Source organism: Aureibacter tunicatorum, from assembly GCF_036492635.1.
In the GTDB taxonomy this organism is placed as follows: Bacteria; Bacteroidota; Bacteroidia; order Cytophagales; family Cyclobacteriaceae; genus Aureibacter; species Aureibacter tunicatorum.
Map to the genome: position 1 here is coordinate 1,023,461 of NZ_AP025305.1, position 20,908 is coordinate 1,044,368.

Annotated in this window: 17 protein-coding genes; 8 read left to right on the plus strand and 9 right to left on the minus strand. The window is 37.7% G+C overall.

Annotation, left to right across the window (positions count from 1 at the left end):
* The first annotated feature begins 23 nt into the window (after positions 1 to 23).
* The 3 genes from rnr to AABK36_RS04395 are packed head-to-tail and all read left to right on the plus strand — an operon-like array spanning position 24 to position 3,819.
* A complete protein-coding gene (gene rnr / locus AABK36_RS04385) occupies positions 24 to 2,177 on the plus strand; it encodes a ribonuclease R (protein WP_309937820.1) in 2,154 nt (717 codons plus the stop codon).
* A 4-nt stretch (positions 2,178 to 2,181) separates the two neighbouring features.
* Positions 2,182 to 3,186, plus strand: a complete 1,005-nt coding sequence (locus tag AABK36_RS04390; RefSeq protein WP_309937821.1) for a polyprenyl synthetase family protein — start codon at positions 2,182 to 2,184, stop codon at positions 3,184 to 3,186.
* Positions 3,187 to 3,219: 33 nt separating this feature from the next.
* Positions 3,220 to 3,819 (plus strand): rhomboid family intramembrane serine protease, encoded by a 600-nt coding sequence (locus tag AABK36_RS04395; protein ID WP_309937823.1) that lies wholly within the window; start codon positions 3,220 to 3,222, stop codon positions 3,817 to 3,819.
* A 33-nt stretch (positions 3,820 to 3,852) separates the two neighbouring features.
* Here AABK36_RS04395 and AABK36_RS04400 read toward each other — a convergent pair whose 3' ends face one another.
* The gene (locus AABK36_RS04400; RefSeq protein ID WP_309937824.1) at positions 3,853 to 5,511 is read right to left on the minus strand and encodes an acetolactate synthase large subunit; all 1,659 of its coding nucleotides are present in this window, start codon (positions 5,509 to 5,511) and stop codon (positions 3,853 to 3,855) included.
* 307 nt (positions 5,512 to 5,818) lie between these two features.
* Between AABK36_RS04400 and AABK36_RS04405 the strand changes: the two genes are divergently transcribed.
* The 4 genes from AABK36_RS04405 (at position 5,819) to trhO (ending at position 10,542) form a co-directional block, all read left to right on the plus strand.
* A complete protein-coding gene (locus AABK36_RS04405; protein WP_309937825.1) occupies positions 5,819 to 7,039 on the plus strand; it encodes a glycerophosphodiester phosphodiesterase family protein in 1,221 nt (406 codons plus the stop codon).
* A 1-nt stretch (position 7,040) separates the two neighbouring features.
* Positions 7,041 to 7,862, plus strand: coding sequence for a peptidoglycan editing factor PgeF (pgeF, locus tag AABK36_RS04410; RefSeq protein WP_309937826.1), 822 nt, complete (start codon positions 7,041 to 7,043; stop codon positions 7,860 to 7,862).
* A gap of 92 nt (positions 7,863 to 7,954) precedes the next feature.
* Positions 7,955 to 9,373: a hypothetical protein gene (locus AABK36_RS04415; protein ID WP_309937827.1), complete on the plus strand. Its 1,419-nt coding sequence runs from the start codon at positions 7,955 to 7,957 to the stop codon at positions 9,371 to 9,373.
* Positions 9,374 to 9,510: 137 nt separating this feature from the next.
* Complete coding sequence (gene trhO / locus AABK36_RS04420; RefSeq protein WP_309937828.1) at positions 9,511 to 10,542, plus strand: oxygen-dependent tRNA uridine(34) hydroxylase TrhO; 1,032 nt, start codon at positions 9,511 to 9,513, stop codon at positions 10,540 to 10,542.
* Between the two features lie 63 nt (positions 10,543 to 10,605).
* Here trhO and pyrF read toward each other — a convergent pair whose 3' ends face one another.
* The 7 genes from pyrF to AABK36_RS04455 form a co-directional block, all read right to left on the minus strand.
* Positions 10,606 to 11,427, minus strand: coding sequence for an orotidine-5'-phosphate decarboxylase (gene pyrF, locus AABK36_RS04425; RefSeq protein ID WP_309937830.1), 822 nt, complete (start codon positions 11,425 to 11,427; stop codon positions 10,606 to 10,608).
* Positions 11,428 to 11,502: 75 nt separating this feature from the next.
* On the minus strand, positions 11,503 to 12,150 hold the full coding sequence (lolA1, locus tag AABK36_RS04430) for an outer membrane lipoprotein periplasmic chaperone LolA1 (protein ID WP_309937831.1): 648 nt from the start codon (positions 12,148 to 12,150) through the stop codon (positions 11,503 to 11,505).
* 93 nt (positions 12,151 to 12,243) lie between these two features.
* On the minus strand, positions 12,244 to 15,069 hold the full coding sequence (locus tag AABK36_RS04435; protein WP_309937832.1) for a DNA translocase FtsK: 2,826 nt from the start codon (positions 15,067 to 15,069) through the stop codon (positions 12,244 to 12,246).
* Between the two features lie 123 nt (positions 15,070 to 15,192).
* Positions 15,193 to 16,221, minus strand: coding sequence for a threonine aldolase family protein (locus AABK36_RS04440; protein WP_309937833.1), 1,029 nt, complete (start codon positions 16,219 to 16,221; stop codon positions 15,193 to 15,195).
* 163 nt (positions 16,222 to 16,384) lie between these two features.
* Positions 16,385 to 17,296: a glycerophosphodiester phosphodiesterase family protein gene (locus tag AABK36_RS04445; protein ID WP_309937834.1), complete on the minus strand. Its 912-nt coding sequence runs from the start codon at positions 17,294 to 17,296 to the stop codon at positions 16,385 to 16,387.
* A 7-nt stretch (positions 17,297 to 17,303) separates the two neighbouring features.
* On the minus strand, positions 17,304 to 18,221 hold the full coding sequence (locus AABK36_RS04450) for a glycerophosphodiester phosphodiesterase family protein (RefSeq protein ID WP_309937835.1): 918 nt from the start codon (positions 18,219 to 18,221) through the stop codon (positions 17,304 to 17,306).
* 8 nt (positions 18,222 to 18,229) lie between these two features.
* Positions 18,230 to 18,967 (minus strand): phosphatase domain-containing protein, encoded by a 738-nt coding sequence (locus AABK36_RS04455; protein ID WP_309937836.1) that lies wholly within the window; start codon positions 18,965 to 18,967, stop codon positions 18,230 to 18,232.
* A 228-nt stretch (positions 18,968 to 19,195) separates the two neighbouring features.
* Here AABK36_RS04455 and AABK36_RS04460 point away from each other — a divergent pair, with 228 nt between their 5' ends.
* Positions 19,196 to 20,128 carry a diacylglycerol/lipid kinase family protein gene (locus AABK36_RS04460; RefSeq protein WP_309937837.1) on the plus strand — a complete coding sequence of 311 codons (933 nt, stop codon included), beginning with the start codon at positions 19,196 to 19,198 and terminating at the stop codon, positions 20,126 to 20,128.
* Here AABK36_RS04460 and AABK36_RS04465 read toward each other — a convergent pair whose 3' ends face one another.
* Positions 20,129 to 20,824 (minus strand): YjjG family noncanonical pyrimidine nucleotidase, encoded by a 696-nt coding sequence (locus AABK36_RS04465; protein ID WP_309937838.1) that lies wholly within the window; start codon positions 20,822 to 20,824, stop codon positions 20,129 to 20,131.
* Positions 20,825 to 20,908 lie beyond the last annotated feature (84 nt).

The window sequence follows — 20,908 nt, forward strand, 5'->3', positions numbered from 1 at the left end:
AATGATGCTTCCGCGATGAGAATATGACGAAAAAAAGATTAAGAAAGCATAATAGCAAAAAATCGGCAAGACGATTGGATATCTTGCCGAAGCAAATCATAGAGTTTTTAAATCAAAATGCCGAGCAAGCTTTTTCCGCTCGCAAATTGATAAGAAAACTGCAAATCAAAGATCGAAAAACGAAAAGAAAAGCGACTGAAGTATTGGAATACCTTTCTAAGACTGGTCGTATCAAAGAAGTTGGGACAAGTCTGTATATGAGCAGTCAATCTTCAGAAACCATAACAGGGACTGTGGATTACGTGAATCCTGGCTTTGCATATGTGATTTGCGAAGGTCTGGAGAAAGACGTCTATGTCCGAAGCGAAGATATGATGCATGCTCTTGATGGTGATCAAGTGAAAATTACCATAAAAAGAGCAAGAGGAAGAGGCGGAAGGCCGGAGGGGTATGTTACAGGCATTGTTAGCCGAAAACGTGAGGAATTCGTTGGACATGTGGAAATATCGCCAAGATTCGCGTTTGTAGTGGCTGATAATAAGAAGATGCATAATGACATTTTCATACCTATGCATAACTTGAAAGGCGCTAAGCATAATGACAAAGTTATCGCAAAGATGGTCCGCTGGCCCGATAGAGATAAAAATCCAACAGGAACGATTTCAAAGGTATTAGGAAAGTCAGGTGAAAATGAAACGGAGATTCATGCTATTATGGCTGAATTTGAGCTTCCATTCGAGTTTGATCCTGAAGTTGAAGAGGAAGCGAATAGCTTTTCTGATAAGATCTCTGAGAAGGAATATAGAAAAAGAAAAGACTTCCGAGGAATTACCACGTTTACTATCGACCCATTGGATGCCAAGGATTTTGACGATGCCTTGTCTATTCGAAAATTGGAAAATGGCAATACAGAAGTGGGTGTTCATATTGCTGATGTTAGTCATTATGTGAGGCCTGGGACAAGATTGGATGAAGAGGCTTTCACAAGAGCGACATCCGTTTATTTAGTGGATCGTACGATTCCGATGCTACCGGAAAGGCTTTCGAATGGACTATGCTCACTTAGGCCTGAAGAAGAAAAATTGGCTTTTTCAGCAGTGTTTGAATTAAACGAAAATGCCCAAATTGTTAGCGAGTGGTTTGGAAGGACAGTTATATATTCCGATAGGAGGTTTACTTACGAAGAAGCTCAAGAACGAATAGAAACTTTGGAAGGTGACTTTGCCAAAGAGATCGTCGAGTTGAACGAGTTGGCATTGAAACTTAGGGTGAAAAGATTCGCCGAAGGTTCTATTAACTTCGAAACTACTGAAGTGAAATTTAGGCTGGATGAGAATGGCAAGCCTTTGGAAGTAATTCCAAAAGTCAGAAAAGATGCTCATAAGCTAGTGGAGGACTTTATGTTGCTAGCGAATAAGAGAGTGGCTGAGTTCGTTTTTAACAAGAAAAAAGGAAAGGAAAAAGACACATTTGTGTATCGTGTGCATGATTACCCTGACCCGGAAAAGTTGGAAGATTTCTCCAAGTTTGCCAAGAGGTTTGGTTACTTGATAAAAAGCGATGAAAGTGGCGTTTCCAATTCATTGAACACATTGCTTGATGATATTGAAGGCAAGCCTGAACAGAATTTGTTAGAGACTATTGCGATTCGAACGATGGCAAAAGCGAAGTATTCCACAGAAGAAATGCTACACTTTGGGTTGGCTTTCAAGCATTACTCGCATTTTACATCTCCGATAAGAAGGTATCCGGATTTGATGGTGCATAGACTATTGCAACATTATCTGGATGGAGGAAAATCGGCTGACAGAGAGGAGTACGAAGAGTATTGCAAACATTGCTCAGAACGTGAAAGGGTTGCCGCTGATGCTGATAGAGCCTCCATCAAATACAAGCAGGTAGAATATATGGAGTCTCTTGAGAAAAGAAATTGGGAAGGCATAGTATCTGGTGTGACCGAATGGGGAATTTTCGTTGAAATCACAGAAACTCATTGCGAAGGAATGGTTCGAATGGCTGAAATGAAAGATGATTTTTATGAATTTGACGAGGAAAATTTCAGAGTTATTGGTCAAAGTACAAAACGAATGATAACTTTGGGGGATAAGGTGATTGTCAAAGTGATTAAAACCGATATCAACAGAAGAACAATAGATTTAGCTTTTGTAAATGATTAAGTAAATGAGTGAAGTATTAGAATTAAAGCCGGGAGTTGAAATAAAGGAAGCGATTTTTCAGATCAATGAAGAGATAGAAAAATTAAAGTTTGGAGAAAATCCAGTGGAGCTTTACGATCCCATACATTATTTTATGAAATTGGGAGGGAAAAGATCTCGTCCATTGTTGGCTTTGATGTCTTATTCACTATTCAAAGAAGATTACAAGTCGATAATGCTTCCAGCTATTGGCTTGGAGATTTTTCATAATTTCACCTTGATACATGATGATATTATGGACAAGGCTCCTTTGAGAAGAGGCAAGGAAACAGTGCATCAAAAATGGAATGACAACATAGCTATCCTTTCAGGTGATGTGATGATGATCAAAGTTTATGATTTTTTCTTGGGAGTAGAAGATCCGTCTAAAATATCAAGAGTTATATCCAGATTCAACAGAACAGCTGTTGAAGTATGCGAAGGTCAGCAGAAGGATATGAATTTTGAAAGCTTGCCAACTGTATCTGAAACAGAGTATCTTGAAATGATTCGCCAAAAAACGGCAGTTTTGATAGGGTATGCTTTGGAGTTGGGAGGAATTTTGTCGGATGCTGATGAGGATTCTATTCATTATTTGAGGCAATTTGGTGAAGATATTGGCACTGGTTTCCAATTAATGGATGATTTGTTGGATGTGTATGCTGACCAGTCCAAATTTGGCAAGCAGGTAGGAGGCGATATTATTGAAAATAAGAAAACGTTTTTATTGATAAATGCGTTGAACAAAGCTAACCCTGCTCAAAGAGAAGAGTTGGACAAGTGGATCGCTGCAAAGGATTTCGATAAAGATGAGAAGGTCAAGGCTGTAGTTGAAATTTACAATCTGTTGGGGATTAAAGAGCTTACCGAACGTAAAATGAATGAATATTTTGATAGAAGCTTCGACTCGCTGTCAAAAATTTCTGCAAGCGATGAAGCTAAGGAACCCTTGTTGAGATTTGCAAAATACTTGATAAGCAGAGATAAATAAGAATTAGATATTTTTTGAAAAAGTAAAGTGATTATGACGTATGCAATTTTAATCATCACTGTTTTAGTGAGTTTCTATGCATTTAAAAGGTATGATATAGTGAATAGACTGCTTTTCAGACCTTACTTGATTAAGCAGACAGGTCAATACGATCGGTTTTTAACCTCAGGTTTCATTCATGGAGACACAGTTCACTTGCTTTTCAATATGATAACCTTTTACTTCTTCGGGGGAACGGCTGAACATATTTTCAAGCAATTTTTCGGGGAAGCAGGAACGATTTATTTTGGTTTGTTTTATTTGTTGGGAATTATTGTGGCGAATATTCCAACGTTTATCAAGGAAATGAACAATCCTAATTATGGTGCTTTAGGAGCTTCAGGGGCAGTGTCAGCGGTATTGTTTTTTACAATATTGTTTTCTCCTACCAGTACGATTTACGTGTATTTTTTCCCGATAAAAGCCTGGTTGTTCGGAATACTGTATATAGCATATACAATTTATAGTTCTCAAAATAGAAGAGACAATATCAATCATGATGCCCACTTATGGGGAGCTGTGTTTGGAATAATAGTCGGATGTTTAATTGACACAAGCGCGCCAGCGAGGTTTATACATTTGATTTTAGGATAATAATATAGAGCGGTTTTAGACCGCTTTTTTTATTTATATCATGCCTTCTTCAGTATTTCGAGCAATTTCCTTAAAATCGTATTTTAAAATCTTATTATCACTTTCGTAATCTATTGGACAATCGATTAAATGGACGCCATTGCTGTCTAAAGCACTTTTCAAGGCGGGAAGCAGATCTTCAGTATTTTCAATAAAATGGCCTTTTGCACCGAATGACTCAGCGAACTTAGTAAAGTCTGGATTACCGATATCTAGTGAGAAGTTGGGCAACCCTTGACTCTCTTGCTTCCATTTGATCATTCCAAAAGCATTATCTCTTAAGATGAGAACCACTAGGTTGAGGTTTAGCCTGACCGCTGTTTCTAAATCTTGGCAATGCATCATAAATCCACCGTCACCGCATACAGCAATGACTTTTCTTTGAGGGTAAAGCAATTTAGCGGATATAGCCGAAGCTAGCCCAGCTCCCATGGTTGCTAAAGCATTGTCTAAAAGCAATGTATTGGGTTGATTGGCTCTGTAATTTCTGGCGTACCATATTTTATACATGCCATTGTCCAAGCATACTATTCCATCATCCGGCATGGCTTCACGGGTATCGTTAACAATTCTGGATGGACAAAGAGGGTATTGATCGGCGTTTATTGTCGGCAGCATTGATTTATCGATTGTTTTTTTGAGTTTTCTAAAATAATCGAATTCCCAAAGGCATTTCATGCTTGAAAGTTTGTCTGTAATTCGGTTCACAGCATTGGCTATGTCACCAATAACTTCATATGTTGGGCAATATTCAGGATCTATATTAGCGCGCGTGTAATTCAAGTGTATAATTACTCTTGGATCATGTTGCATCTTAAAAGGCGGTTTTTCAAAATCATCGTGACCAATGACTAGAATCACATCTGCTGCTTTAACAGCATTGCTTAGAATCATATTGCTTGAAAGGCAAGCGTTGCCAAGATAGTCGGGGTTTCTTTCATCAACAGCGCCTTTGCCAAGTTGAGTCGTGATAAATGGTATGCAAGTTTGTTTCACCAATTTGGAGAGCGCTTGTTGGTTTGCCTTTCGGTTGCAGCCTGAAGCTAGACAGATGATAGGTTTTTTAGCTTCGGTCATGACTTTTACAGCTTCATTGATTGAGTTTTCTGAAGCTACGGCAGGATCTTCTTTCACTTTTAGTATGTAATCTTGGACTACATATTCTTTAGCAACATCTTCAGGGAGCTCTAAGTGCACAGCTCCGGGTCTTTCGCTTTCTGCGGTTTTGAAAGCTTCTCTGGTCATCCAGTTTATATTTTTTCCTCCATAAAAGGTTTTTGACGATTTTGTCACAGCTGACATCATATCGCTTGTTCTGATAAATTGGAATCGTCCCTGAGGGTTTGACTTGACAGGTTTTTGGCCGGTAATCATAACCATTGGCCAGCCTCCTAGGTTGGAATAAGCCGCCGCGGGCACCAAGTTTGCGGCTCCAGGTCCAATCGTTGAAAGACAAACACCCGCCATTCCTGTTAACCTGCCGACAGTAGCAGCCATATAACCGGCTACAGTTTCGTGTCTTACATTAATAAATGAAATTTTTGAATCTATCAATGAATCCAGCAAGTCAAGTGTTTCTTCTCCGGGTATGCCGAAAATGTATTTGACTCCTTCATTTTCCAGTGCTTTTATAAATACGTCTGATGCCTTCATGCTTTAAATAAATCCAATAAGAATGATCTTGTAACTGGTTGATATTGAGATTGAATGACTAGATAGATGAATTTTAGGATTTGAGTGAAATTCAGGTATCGAAATATGCAATATCTTCGTATACATCAACTGCAATGTATTGCTAAAGTTTGCCAATTTTTTATTAGTAGCTAACGTTATTTTAATGATATTAAATTAAGTTTTGGTTTGAAAAATAAAATGCTATGATTATCATTGGAATTACAAATAAAGTGTCATGTTAGGTTTGTATAGATTTAATTTTTTATCCATTATTATTTTGTTCGCCATGAGCGCATGCCAGCCTTCAAATGAAGAGAACAACTTGCCTGAAGATTTTCTAGAGATACAATCCTACGTGAAAGAAAATGTTGTGATCGCCCATCGCGGGACAACTCACTGGGCTCCAGAGGAAACTGAAGCAGCTTATCGATGGGCAAGAAACTCAGGCGCTCATTATTTGGAGTTGGATCTTCAAAGAACAAAGGAGTTAAGAGATGAAAGTGGCAAGATCATTGAGCCTTCTGTCTTGCTGGCTTTGCATGATGATAATCTGTTGAGAACCACAGATATATTAGATAAATTTCCTGAGGACTCGCATAAACATGTTTCGGAGCTGACTTGGTCGGAAGTAAGTCAATTGGATGCTGGATCATGGTTTAATTCTGCGAAACCAAAAAGAGCCAGAAAGTCTTTTGAAGGTTTGGAATTATTGACGCTTGAAGATGTTGCTATGATTAGCTTAGGATATAAGCTAAAGCGAGATGATAATGGCCGAAGAGTGATGGCTTTGTTGGAGGAAAATGGCAAGCTAGTCTGGAAGTTTGAATATGAAAAGGATTTGGAGGATAATGGAAACAGGCCAGGCTTGTATATAGAAACTAAAGTTCCGAAGTTTTTTCCAGGGATCGAGGAAGATTTAAGCAAGGAGCTAAGCCGTCTTGGTTGGAATATTGAAACATCCGAAACCTTGCTTGAAATAGGCGATAACGCTGGCAAAGTCAGTGTGGCAAATGAACAAGGAAGAGTTGTGCTTCAAACATTTTCTCGAGAAAGCTTGAAGCTATTGAATAAGTATATGCCGGGCTTGCCCAAGTGTTTGCTATTATATGAAGAGCCAGAGAATATCAATGATGGAAGTGATCGTGAAGAATACCTTGATTGGATAAATTTTGGTATTGCTAATGGAGCTCAATTCATGGGACCTTCAATTGGAGGCGAGCCGAACAATTATACAGATCTGCTTCATGATTGGCAAGCCAAATTAATTCATGAACATGGGATGAAAACTCATGCTTACAGTTTTGATACAGAGGAACAATTCTTGGAGTATACAGGAGTAACTAAAAAACAAGCTGGTCTTGACTTGAATACACATAAGTTGATTAATGGAGCATTTACCAATGATGCTGTCATTACGATGACTTTGTATAATAAGCATTTTATTGAAAAGTCGGAAAATCAACTGATGAATGACCAGCAGAATATTTTGAACAAACTAGGCTATTGAGATGAGATATGTAATAAATAACGGACTTGAATTAGGGCAAATCGATATTCTGAATAGCCAAGAAAATGTAGAGCATTTTTTTTCGACGAGAAAGGGTGGCTTCAGCCTTGGAGTTAATAAAGGATTGAATTTAGGATTTAATCAGATTGACGAGCCTTCCCATGTGCAAATGAATAGAATGGCTTTATGCAAAGCTTTGGACATTCAGTCCAATCAATTGATTGTTCCCAAGCAAACCCATTCTGCCAATGTGGAAATAATATATCCTACTACGCTTGAAGAGTTTAATTCTGGATTGAATACATTTGACACCACTGATGCATTGGTAACTAATATCCCTAATATATTTATTGCTGTATTAACAGCCGATTGCGTTCCTGTATTGTTATTTGATCCTGTAGAAAAAGTTATTGCCGCTGTGCATGCCGGCTGGAAAGGAACAGCTCAAGGCATTGTTCAAAATACGGTTCGAATGATGTCGTCTCATTTCAATACAGATCCAATGAATATTATAACTGCAATTGGGCCGTCTATTTCATCAGAGAATTATGAAGTGGGAGAGGAAGTCAAGAATCAGTATGCGGAAAAGTTTGAAGACCATTCTCATTTGGTGTTTGCTAGACATCCACTATACACGGACAAGTATTTTTTAGATTTGTGGAAAGCCAATAGGCATCAGTTGGAGTCTATTGGAGTTAGATATAAGAACATTGAAATTTCAAATGTTTGCACTTACACTGACGCGGGAAGATATTTTTCAGCTAGAAGAGACAAAGGAAAAACAGGTAGGCAGTTGTCTGGAATCATGTTGAAAAAAAAGTAGTCAATTTGAAGGGGGAGGAGAACAAAACATAGAAAGCTTGTAGGCTGTTGTGTTTATGTGCGAATATTAACTCCTGATAATTCTACTCTTGAATGCCTAATTTTGAGCGTCAATACAACAACAAGAAGACTTCATTAAACTTTAGGCCTAATTCTAATGGCAAGAGCAGGTTGCCTCCTATTGCAGATGATGTAATACAAAGAGCTATTGGCTTTGAAATGGAAACAGGTTGGCCTGTGATGAAAAACCCAAGAGCAGAATTTGATCCAAATGAGTATGAGCAATTGACGCATCAAAATTGTTATCCTGTAAATCATAGCTTTTTCAAACATCCTGCAGGTTTCAAGGCGAAAACCGACGATGGCATCAGTACTTACAGCTATGATTTTTCTGTCATGGAATTAGAAACAGATGCTTTTGAAGAGACTCCATTAGGGTTTTTTCAAATGCGAGAAGCCATTGCAAAATCCATGGAGTTTTTAAGTCAGTTGAAAAAAGTAGGGCTTGAAAAAGGATATGTTGACATGAAAGAATTTCCCGATATGGGAGGGAAGATTGTTGATAGCGATGCGATTGTTTTTTCAGCATCTGTGGGGGCTGCTGCTAAGGAAATGGAGTTCGGAGTAAAGATGCAAGGAACCGCCGGAGTCGACTTAAGACAAATTCAAAGGTTATTTGAGCATATAGGAATGCCTCAAAATGGAGAAGATCAAGGGCAAGGTGATAGATTAAGATATGGTAGGTGTTATTTGGGAGGGCTTACACCCGAGTTGATTGCTAAAAAGCAGCTCAGCTGCACATATAGACATGCATTGAAGGCGTTGAGTATTACATTGATGGAAATGCATGAAGAAATGGCAGGCAGATTTAGAACTCGGGCGGATCAATTGCTTGCTTGGCAACCAAGCCGGCAGTTTGAAAACTTGCTGTTATTGTTAATATATGCATTGATCTCCACTAAGAAAGCAATTAAAAATTATGCGAAGTCGGCGTTCAGGCTTTTGATTAGAACAGATTTCTCATTTATTTATAAGCTTTTGCCTGACTTGGATCGCCAAATTTTGGAAGAGAATGATCTGGAACTTTGGGATTTTATTTTTGAGTTGGTCATGGATACATTGCAAACCAAATTGGAATTGCCGGTTTTCGAAAAAGGGGTTTATCATGATCGAGTTAAGTATCATCGATCGGGAATAGATACTTTTAATGCGTTGACAAAAAAAGACTGGTTAAGCAATATTCCTAAAGGAGTAGACATGTTGACAGCTAAGAATTTTCCAGATAGATCAGTAGCTGGAAAGTTGGAGTCTATTGGCGGTTTTGGTTCTAAAGTGGATTCTGTTGGAAAGGATAGAGTGCCGGCACCGATTTTCGAGTTCAGGTCATTTCCTCAAATGTCAAATGAAGATGTAGAAGCCGCATGCAATAACTTTTTTATATATATCATGGGGCTGAATAGGGGTGAGGATTATTGTTATGGAGAAGATTCCAGTCCATTTCTAAGATGTTGAGAGTTTTTTAATTGAATGAAAAGTAGAATTTTTGGATAAAATCTATTTTATTTTATTAATCTTATCTTTTTTGCTCAAGGTCATAATCAAAATATTTAATTTTGTAGAAATCAAACAAAAAAATTAAACCGTATAGCATGCAACTGTACAATAAACTAAGCGCTAAGGAAAGAGAAAAGCTTATTGATGAAGCTGGAAAAAGAAGATTGACCATTTCATTCTATCAATATTATAATATTGAAGCCCCTGAAATATTCAGAAATGAATTGTTTGTGGCATGGAATGAATTGGATGTGTTGGGGAGAACTTATGTCGCTAATGAAGGAATAAACGCTCAAATTTCAGTTCCTGCTGAAAACTTCAAGGCTTTTAAAAGTCATTTGGATAGCATTTCATTTTTGAATGGCATAAGGCTAAATGTAGCTGTGGAGCAGGATGACAAATCATTTTTAAAATTAACGATTAAAGTAAAGAAGAAAATCGTTGCGGATGGATTGGATGATGATTCATTTGATGTTACTAATAAAGGCGTTCATTTAGGAGCTAAAGACTTTAATGATATTATCGCTAAGGAAGATACGGTCTTAGTGGATATGAGAAATCATTATGAAAGTGAAATAGGCCATTTTAAAGGAGCGATAACGCCAGATGTCGATACTTTTAGAGAATCTTTGGATATCATTGAAGAAGATTTGAGAGAGCATAAGGATGACAAGAATCTTGTAATGTATTGTACAGGCGGGATCAGATGCGAGAAAGCTAGTGCTTATTTTAAGCATAAAGGATTTAAAAATGTGTATCAACTTGAAGGAGGTATAATTGAATACACAAGGCAGGTAAAAGACGAAAAGCTTGATAACAAATTCATGGGCAAGAATTTCGTTTTTGATAATCGTAAAGCTGAAAGAATAAGCGATGATGTCATTTCTGTATGTCATCAATGCGGAGAACCTTGCGATACGCATGTGGACTGTGCTAACGATGCATGTCACTTGTTGTTTATCCAGTGCCCTTCTTGCGCGGAAAAGATGGAAAACTGTTGTTCTGAAGAATGCATGGAAGTAAATAGATTGCCTTTGGAAAAACAGAAAGAACTTCGAAGAGGGAAGCCTATGGATGGTATGAATTTCAGCAAAGGAAGATCAAAGCACTTGAAGTATAAAAAGTAGGTTTTTGAAAATATTGGAAAGAAAAAGTCTGCTCGAATGCAGACTTTTTTATGGAAGTATTTTTTATCCTAGGTATTTGTCCAAATATTCGGACATTTCCATTTGCAATGTTTTGGCTGCTTCTTTAGCTTTTTCCGCAAAATCTTCCCCATTTGACGAGTAAATAATTCCTCTTGAAGAGTTTACCAATAATCCGCAATGATCGTTCATGCCATATTTGGATACATCTTCCAAGCTTCCGCCTTGAGCTCCAACTCCCGGTACCAAAAGAAAATGATCAGGCGCCGCTTTTCTTACTTTTTCAAGCAAATCTGCTCTGGTAGCTCCTACGACAAACATCAATTGATCTGAAGTCCCCCATTCTTGACTTTTGATGATAACTTCTTCGAAAAGGCTTCTGTTTTTATCTTTGATTCTTAAGTGTTGGAAATCAAAGCTTCCTTGGTTTGATGTAACACCTAGAAGTATGACCCACTTATTCTTGAACTCCAAAAATGGTTTTACGGAATCTTCACCCATGTATGGAGCTACAGTGACTGAATCAAAATTCATGTTTTCGAAGAATGCTCTGGCATATAAGGAACTTGTGTTTCCAATATCGCCTCTTTTGGCATCGGAGATCGTAAAGGTATTCTCAGGGATGTATTCGAGCGTTTTTTGAAGAGAATTCCAACCAGAAGCTCCCAAAGCTTCATAAAAAGCGATATTAGGTTTGTAAGCTACAGCGTAATCTTTAGTAGCGTCAATGATCGCTTTGTTGAATTCAAATATAGGGTCTTCCTTGTCTAATAAATGTTTGGGTATTTTATTAATGTCAGTGTCCAAGCCTACGCATAGGTAGGATTTTTTGGATTGTATTTGTTCGAATAGATCTTTCCTGGTCATGGATTTTATTCTATGTATTAAGTTCTGTATTATTCGTGATATGAAAAAAGAGGCTGTAAACCTCTTTTATATTTATTATCTTAAGTCAACTACTTCAACATCCGGATGATCTTCAGTATCGAATTGAAACTCATTGTCAGAGATGCTTGCAATAGGCTTGTAATTTTCTATCGTATATAAATAGTTGTTCCCGCCTTTTTCAAATATTTCCCAACTTAGTATTTCATTGTCGGTCGTATTGATCCTCATTCTGATTTTAAAGAAATTTTTAGACTTGTCTTCAGGGGTAAGGTCAATGACACTAATATTTTTTCCTCTTAAGGATTCGTGGCCAATGACAGCGTAAAGAAATCCTTCTTTGTAAGCGGAGTAAAATGTCGTTGGGTTAAGCCCTTCGTCTTCCCCTTCTTCGCTAGCGGTAACGGTTACCTCTTCATCATCAGGGCTATATGTCCAAATAGCGCTTCCATCATTAAATATTTGCTGTCCAGCGATGTCAATGCGGAATTTTTCGCCTTTTACTAAAATGTTTCCTTCAAAAGATTCATCAAGCCCTTCATTCTGATTAATCAGTTGTTGCTTGAAACCTGCCTCAAAAGCTTCTTGATTTTGGTATTTATCGCTCATTTTATCCAAAATCGCCAATGCTTTTGGATCTTTTTGAGCAAAACTATATGTCAAGAATGATATGCTAGCAACGAATAGAAGAATATATTTTTTCATATAAATGTATTTCAATTAGGAAATTTTTACAATTCAAATTTGGGTTAAACTCTGCAAAGGTAAATATTTTTTTCAAAATTAAACAACCGGATTTTATTCCAGACTGCTCAGCAGTTGTTCAAGAGCGTATTCATCAGGAATGAGAACTTCTCTTGCTTTGCTTCCTTCATAAGGTCCTACGATTCCTGCCGCTTCAAGTTGATCAATGATTCTGCCGGCTCTATTGTAACCAAGCTTCAATTTACGTTGAAGCAAGGAGGTACTTCCTTGTTGATGGGATACAATCGTTCTGGCAGCTTCTTCAAATAAAACGTCCCTATCCGAAAGATCAAGATCTCTATTTCCACCATCGGAATCATCGGAAGTGTATTCAGGCAACGAATAAGCTGAAGGATAGGATTTTTGCGCAGCAATGAAATTGCATAAATCCTCTACCTCTGGCGTATCGATAAACGCGCATTGCAATCTGGTCAAATCAGATCCCATTGACAATAGCATGTCTCCCTTTCCAATTAACTGTTCGGCGCCTCCGCAGTCTAGTATTGTACGAGAATCTATCTTGGAGGTTACTCTGAAAGACAACCTTGCGGGGAAATTGGCTTTAATGATACCTGTGATGACATTGACTGAAGGTCTTTGTGTCGCTACCACCAAGTGAATACCAATGGCTCTGGCTAGCTGCGCAAGCCTGGCAATCGGAGTTTCGACTTCTTTGCCGGCTGTCATCATCAAATCGGCTAACTCATCAATCACTAATACGATATATGGCAAGAATTTATGGCCCTTTTCAGGGTTGAGCATTCTTGATTTGAATTTCGAATTGTACTCGATAATATTTCTACAATGAGCTTCCTTTAGCAAATCATATCGTTGATCCATTTCTACACAAAGCGAGTTAAGCGTATTGATAACTTTTGTTGTGTCGGTGATGATCGCTTCTTCGCTGTCAGGAAGCTTGGCTAGGTAGTGTTTCTCTATTTTATTGTAGAGTGTTAGTTCCACTTTTTTAGGATCCACCATTACTAGCTTTAACTCTGAAGGGTGTTTTTTATAAAGCAATGAAGATAGTATGGCGTTTAGGCCAACTGATTTACCTTGCCCTGTAGCACCCGCCATAAGCAAGTGAGGCATTTTTGCCAAATCGGTGATGAATACGTCATTGGAAATAGTTTTTCCTATGGCTATGGGAAGAGCCATTTTGCTTTCATTCAAAAACTTGTCGGTGGCAATGACAGATTTCATGGATACCGCTTCTTTGTGGGTGTTTGGAACTTCTATTCCTATAGTTCCTTTACCAGGTATGGGAGCAATGATTCTAATGCCTAAAGCTGACAGACTTAATGCAATATCATCTTCCAAGTTTTTGATTTTTGATATTTTCACTCCCGCTTCAGGCACGATCTCATAAAGAGTAATTGTTGGTCCAATGGTCGCTTTGATGGAGCTTATGCCAATTTTGAAGTTAACAAGTGTCTCAACAATCTTGTCTTTATTCTCTTCAAGCTCCTCTTGGCTGACAGTCTTTTTGCTCTGAGGCCTTTCAATGAGCAGGTCTACATCAGGGTATTGATAATTTCCCAACTCTAAAGTTGGGTCGAACTCATCTATGTCTGTTCCAAGCTTTTCTTCTACGAGTTTTTTACGTTCGGTTTCGACAGATGTGAGCGTTTCGTTTTTTTCTTCATTGATGGTAGTGTCTTCCACAGCTAGCGTTAGTTCAGAGGGTGCTTCGCTCTTTTTTGCTTTTTTCGAACTGGTTGAAGCGTCAGGAAGGTCAAGAATTATTTCAGTTTTTTTTTCAGGTAAGTTTTCTTGAGGCTTTTCCGAAGTGCTTACATTTACATTTAGTTGGATATTTGAATTAATATCAGGGTCTTTTGTTGGCAATGGGTTTTGAGAAAAATCATCGTTTATTGGCGTAGTCGCTGGTGCATCTAATTCATGTGCAATGATTGACTCTTTAGCAAAATCATCAACAAGTTGTTTGTCCAAGTTGTCCTCATTAGACGGACTTTCTGAAGAACTATTCTTTATAGTGCTTTTAAGCGTGATATTGTCCAACATTTCTTCCTCGCTTTGATGCTCTATAGATAGGTCGAACATATCATCACCTTCCTTATTCATGGCGGCATTTTCCCTTCCTTCGTGAGAAAAAACTTTTCGCGTCAGCACATTGACTTCGTCTGGAAGTTTTTCTTTGGATTGTTCGACTTTCACTTCATCAGAATTATTCGTTTCATTCTGAGTTTGTTTAGCTTTTGGCTCTTTAGGAGAAGCCTGAGGAGTATCCGGAAGCTTGAAAGCCGTAGTATTCAAATTGAAGAAATAAACGACGAATATGACTAAAGCAAAAAGCAAAAATAACAGTGTCCCCCATCCTACTAAGCCGTTGAACAGAGTTGCTAGCTCAAAGCCAATTCCTCCTCCCATGAAACTCATCTCATTAGGTGTTGAGTTTTCAAGATTCATGTATCCGAATAGCATGCTTATCCAGATGGTCATGAAGGATATGAATTTGAATGCTTTGTAAATTGGAAACACTTCTTTTTGAACCAATAGCTTGAAGCCTATTAAGAAAATCAAGGGATTGATAAGGAATGCCGAGATCCCAAACCATTTGTAGATGAAGATAAACGAGGCAAAAGCACCCAGTAAGCCAAGCCAGTTTTCAATCTCTTGTCCGGAGCTTTGAATGCTTTGGTCGAAAATTGCTTGTAGCACGCTCTGATCAGCTTTGCCTGTGAATAAAAAAGAGACAAATGATACGCTAAGAAATACGGATAATATAATCAGAAAAAGCCCAGTTGAAAATTTGAATTTTGGGTCATTAAAAAAGCTAAAATTAAATTTAAACTTTAGTTTTCTTTTAGGTTTGGGCTCTTGCTTAAAATGGTTTGATTTATATGTGTTTTTAGCCATTTAATGCTTAGTTTTTTCTAAAAAAAATCTGCTCATAAGCATTCGCCACGAGCAGAGTAAAATCAGTTTTCAATATAGTTTAATTTATATTGATTTGGGGTAAAATGTGAATTAATTTAAGAATTATAATTCCAATTTTTTGATTCGCTCTATTGCTTCATTAATTTCATTTGAATTTAAATCCAAGTGAGTAACGAAGCGAATATTCTGGCCTCCAAAATGAACCGCTTGAATATTGATTTCTTTTAACTTATCAAGAAATATTTCAGGAGTTATTAGCTCCTTGAGCGTGATAATGACAATATTTGTTTCCGGCTCTATTATTTGCTCTACAAATGATGTTTTGGAAAGTTCACTTGCGAGAATTTTAGCATTGTTATGATCAGTGGCAAGTCGCTCAACATTGTTTTCAAGAGCGTAAATTCCAGCGGCGGCCATAAAACCTGCTTGCCTCATTCCCCCGCCGAAAGCTTTGCGAATTCTTTTTGCTTTTTTGATATGATCCGTTTTGCCAATAAGCAAAGAACCAACAGGTGCTCCCAATCCTTTGGAAAGGCATATTGAGATGGTATCGAATATTTCTCCGTATTGTCTAGGATTTTCATTTTTGGCGACTAGCGCATTGAATAGCCTTGCTCCGTCAAGATGAAATGCCAAGCCTTGCGATTTTGCCAGCGAGCTTAATTCTTCGAGTTCTTTCCAGTCATAACAAGCCCCTCCTCCTTTGTTCATAGTGTTTTCAACTGAGATAAGGCTAGTGTTGGGAAAGTGAATATCATCTTTTTTTATAAGTTCTTGGGCTTGTGTTGCATTGAATCTTCCTCTGTCTCCATTAGCTAGCGCAACCGAACACATGGAGTTGAAAGCTATACCACCACCTTCATAATTGTAAATGTGCGATTTGCTATCGCATATAACTTCATCTCCGGGTTGAGTATGGAGCTTGATGGCGATTTGATTGGTCATGGTTCCAGATGGACAGAAGATCGCTGATTCCATTCCAAACATAGCAGCGGATAAGTTTTCTAATAACTTCACACTAGGATCTTCTCCAAAAACGTCATCTCCTACTCTTGCTTCCACCATAGCTTGAAGCATTGCTTCAGATGGTTTTGTGACTGTATCGCTTCTAAAATCAAGTAATTTATTCATCAGGGTAAAGGTTGTTCGTTAGGTAGTGATAAAAAATTCTATCAATTGCAAAATTATGCAAAGTCGTCATATATTCAACATTGCATTTTATTGAAAAAAGCCGAAGATTCAAACTCTTGCTTAATCACTATAAAATTTTGAAAAATTAAACGTAAAATTGAGTTTATTGGAATTTGACGAATTTGTTGAATTCAGAATAACTTTCCCATTTTGATCTTAATTCGATCAAGGCTTCGGCAGGATTATCAGTTGCTATTATATCGACTCCTTTATCTATGAGTTCGCTGTAGATTGTTGTGGCGCCATCAGCCGCTTTTTTATCTATTTCTCCAAATGTAGCCATCATGCATCTGATTCCTTTTTCATGGAGGAAGCTGTAAAATTCAGGTTTTTGAGCTGAAAGACCAGTAAATGCAATCATTCTATCATCAGGAATACCTGCTTGTTTAAGCTCAAAATAATCGCTCTTGTCTATGATGGTAACAGAGATCATTAACTCAGGAGCGTATTTGTGAACGGTTTGGGCATCGTCGACATTGTAAGTTATGATAGCGCAGTAAGGAGCCATGTTCATTTCTCTTACTTTATCAATAACTTTTTCGAAAGAAAGCCCCTTTTTTAGATCCAAGGTTAAAAATACTTTATCCTTTGCCCATTTCAATGTCTGGTAATAGGTGGGTATTTTGAAATTCGTTTTCATGCCATCATTGTCAACCAGATATAATTTACTGATTTCCTCATAAGTTTTCGAGCCAAGCTCTCCTTGTCCATTTGTAGTGCGATCCAAAGTGTTGTCATGCATAAGAACTAAAGAGTCGTCTTTAGTTGTCGCGATATCGCACTCAATAATGGTTGGACCAAATTGGGTGTTGTACTCGAAAGTTTCAAGGCAATTTTCTGGAAATCCAGGATATGGTCCTCCTCTGTGAGCGCTGACCATCGGCATGGATTGTTTTTCTACGTATGAGAAGAGTTCATAGGTGTCATTTAAATTGTTCAGAGTGAAATAGTAATTACCTTGATTCTGGCAAGAAGCAAAGGTTAATAAAGCAAAAAATAGGATTATGTTTCTCATGATATAGTTATTTATACTCAACAAAATTAGGAAATGATTGACTATTAATGATTAAAAAATTCAGTTCTTTGGATACTTCCACGGGCCTGTCCGTTGAGATGATATCTACGCCTAATTGGACCATTTCGATATATAGATCATCATCTGTTTTTTTTGCTTTTTCATCCAATTTTCCTGCTGCTTTGATGATATTCATGATACCCTTGCCATGCATGAAATAGTAGTATTTTTCAGATTTTGTCTTTTTCCCTGTATAGGCAATCATTCTCTTGGGATCTACGCCTGTTCGGTGAAGTCTCTTGTATTCTGTGGTGTCGACAAGGTTTACGGATATCATCACGGTGGAATCCAGAGAATCTATGGCCATGGCTTCTTCCACGTTTCTGGCAACTATGCATATATAGTTCAAGGCATCATGTGCTTTGACTTGTTCTAAAAGTCTGTCAAAAGGGATATTGTGTCTTGGGTTGATAATCAAGAAGGCTCTGCCATTGGCCCAGTCGAGCATTTCGGATAATGTCGGTATTTTATAAGGGGTGTTATTGCCCAGATAGTCGATTAGTTCCAGTCGTTTCAATTCTGGATAAGTCATTTCATGGATATTGCCTATGCCATTGGTTGTTCTGGAGAGCGTGTCATCGCGAAATATGAAAACGCTGTCGTCAGCAGAATAATTCAATTGGCATTGTATGACCATAGGGCTGAATTGCATCATGTATTCAAAGCTTTCGATAGCATTTTCCGGATACCCTTTGTATTTTCCTCCTCTGTGAGCGAGAACCATTGGAAAACTCTTTTTAGGGTCGTAAGTAAACAACTCGTATGTTTTCTCAATAGTATCAAGCTTGAAGTGATACTTTTTCTTTTTTTCACAAGCCAAGGCTATGATGCTGATGAATATAATGATGGCAATTTGTTTAATCATTGGTGGCTCTATAGTCTTTCATGTAATTCCTCTGACTTGTTAAACAATAAAAAATTGATCTGGTTTTCCTTACAATATTTTTGAAGGTGAATTGTCGCTTTTTGTTTCTTTATCGCTTGATGGATGAATACAGCATCTATTTTTTTTGGGTGGTTGATGAGCGCTTGAAAGAAAATAAGCGGATCGTGTTGAGTATTATCGCCTATCAGTACAAATCTTTTTTTAGGAAACTTTTCTATAAGAAACTCAATTTTGTCGTATTTGTGCATGTGAGAGCCGTACCCTGACCTAAGCAGATCGCTTAGCTTTTTCAATGTTTTAAGCAAATATACACCTTTGGGAAAGTTGTTGATAGAGCTGAAGTCCAGTAAGAAGTCGTACAGATTCCACTCGCTGCTTGACACATAAAAAAAAGCTTTGGATTGCTCGACTTCCCATTTTTTATATATTTTGCTGATGTTTTTGACAGGTTTTCTGCTGAAGGCATTTTTGGTTAGTTGAAGAAATACTTTTCTGAGGATTTTCGTAGAATAGGATTTAAGTATGGTATCGTCTATATCCGATATGATTATGCTTTCGCATTTATTCAATACTAAAAATTCACCTATACCGGCATGTGTGGTCGTTTCATTTTCTTGCCATTCAGCTTTATAGGTATGCCATCCGTCAGAAAGCTTTTCGTAAGGAATGCAAGCTTCGAAATAACCATTGTTATTGGTAATGAAGGTTTTTGAGCCTGATTTCATGCTTATTTTTATTTCAATACCGGGCAGAGGCTTGAGGGAAAAGCGATTGAGGGTGTTTCTGAAATTATTTAAAATTCCATGGCTTGATTTTAATGGGGCAATATGGTAGTTCTTAAAGGCGTGGCCTTTTAAAAAAATCTCGTTAGAATTGGCAAAACCTCTATAACATTCTATTTTTATGGGCATTGTCTAATTTTTTTCTGAAATTTATTAAAAATTGATATGTCTATGCAAGGTAATTCCGATAATCTGCTTTTTGTTGTAAATCCGATTGCTGGAGGACAAGATAAAGAACCTTTTTATAAGGCTTTATCTAAAATTGTCCAAAGACATAAATTCAATTATTCAATGTTCCACACTACTGGCGAGGATCAAGACGAGGTGGAAATTTTGCAGTTGTTGGATACTGGTCAATTCGCTAAGATCGTAGCTGTCGGAGGTGACGGAACTGTCAGAATGATAGCGAATTTGATTAAGGGCCGAAAAGAATCCATGGGTATAGTGCCTTTTGGCTCTGCTAATGGATTGGCGACTGAACTTATGATCTCAACGGATCCACTACAAGCTTTAGAGGTAATTGTGAGCAAAGGAGTCGTCAAGGCGGTTGATTTGTTGATGATAAATGAAAAACATTATTGTTTGCATTTGAGTGATGTGGGAATCAACGCTCAATTAATCAAGCGTTTTGAAGAAGACAGCAAAAGAGGTTTTTTGGCTTATGCGAAGCAATTTTTTAAGACTCTTCCATCATCGAAAAAAATACGGTACAGCATTATTGCCGATGGTGTGGAATTCAAGGGATCGGCTTTTATGATCGTATTTGCAAATGCGCAGAAATATGGCACGGGAGCTATTGTCAACCCACATGGAAAGTTGGATGATGGCAAATTCGAGATTTGCATATTGAAGACGCTTACGGCGATGACTTTACTGAGGTCGTTTGCTTCGATATTTATTCCTGACAAAGTCGACATGTCAGACATGAAGTTTATACAATGCGCGGAAGCGGAAGTGACGTTTAGAAAAAACAAGCCTCAAACTTTCCAGATAGATGGAGAATTAATGGAAGAGACCACCTCTTTGACGATGAAGTCTTTGAAAAATATTTTGAATTTGATCGTTCCTGACGATGCTCAAATGTTAGAGAGCTCTTTTGTCTGATTAGAAAATCTTAAGCAGTTCGCTTAAGCATGATATTTCAAAATTAGGCCTTACATTATGAGGTATAGCATTGGGGTTGTAATAAACAGCAGATATGCCGGCATTCAAGGCTCCAAGAATGTCAGCTTCCAGATTGTCGCCTATCATAATGGATTCTTCAGCATTTGCTCCTGCATTTTTCAATGCGTATTTGAATATTTCTTCATGAGGCTTTCTGTAAGCGCAATGTTCTGATGTCACTACAGAGTTGAAATATGGAGAAATCCCACTGGTTTCCATTTTAATGCTTTGCACATCAATAAATCCATTGGTGAGGATATGAAGTTGATATTTGCTGTGCAATGCTTTTAGAACTTCCTCTGCATAGGGCATTAAATTTCCTCTTCTTGGACAGATATTTAAAAATTCGTTGTTGATATTTGAAGGAATTGAAGCGGGAGAAACTCCTAGTTCGCTAAGCACGATCTTGAATCGAGTTTTTCGGATTGTTTCTTTGTCTATCTGATGCAAGTTGTATTCAGTCCACATTTTTTTATTCACACTCATGTATTTAGCGACAAAATCCACAGGTGTAAACCCAGCCAAACTATCCATAGAATGCTTGTCGTAAAGATGTTCTAGAGTTTGTTGACAGTTTTTGTCAAAGTCCCATAAGGTGTGGTCAAGATCAAAAAAAATGTGCTTGATGTTTTTCATGACAAGTGCTTCTGATTTAGTACAATACTAATCAAAAAAGCTTCCGAATCCATGCTATTCTGTTTTAAATTTTTGCTTGAAAAA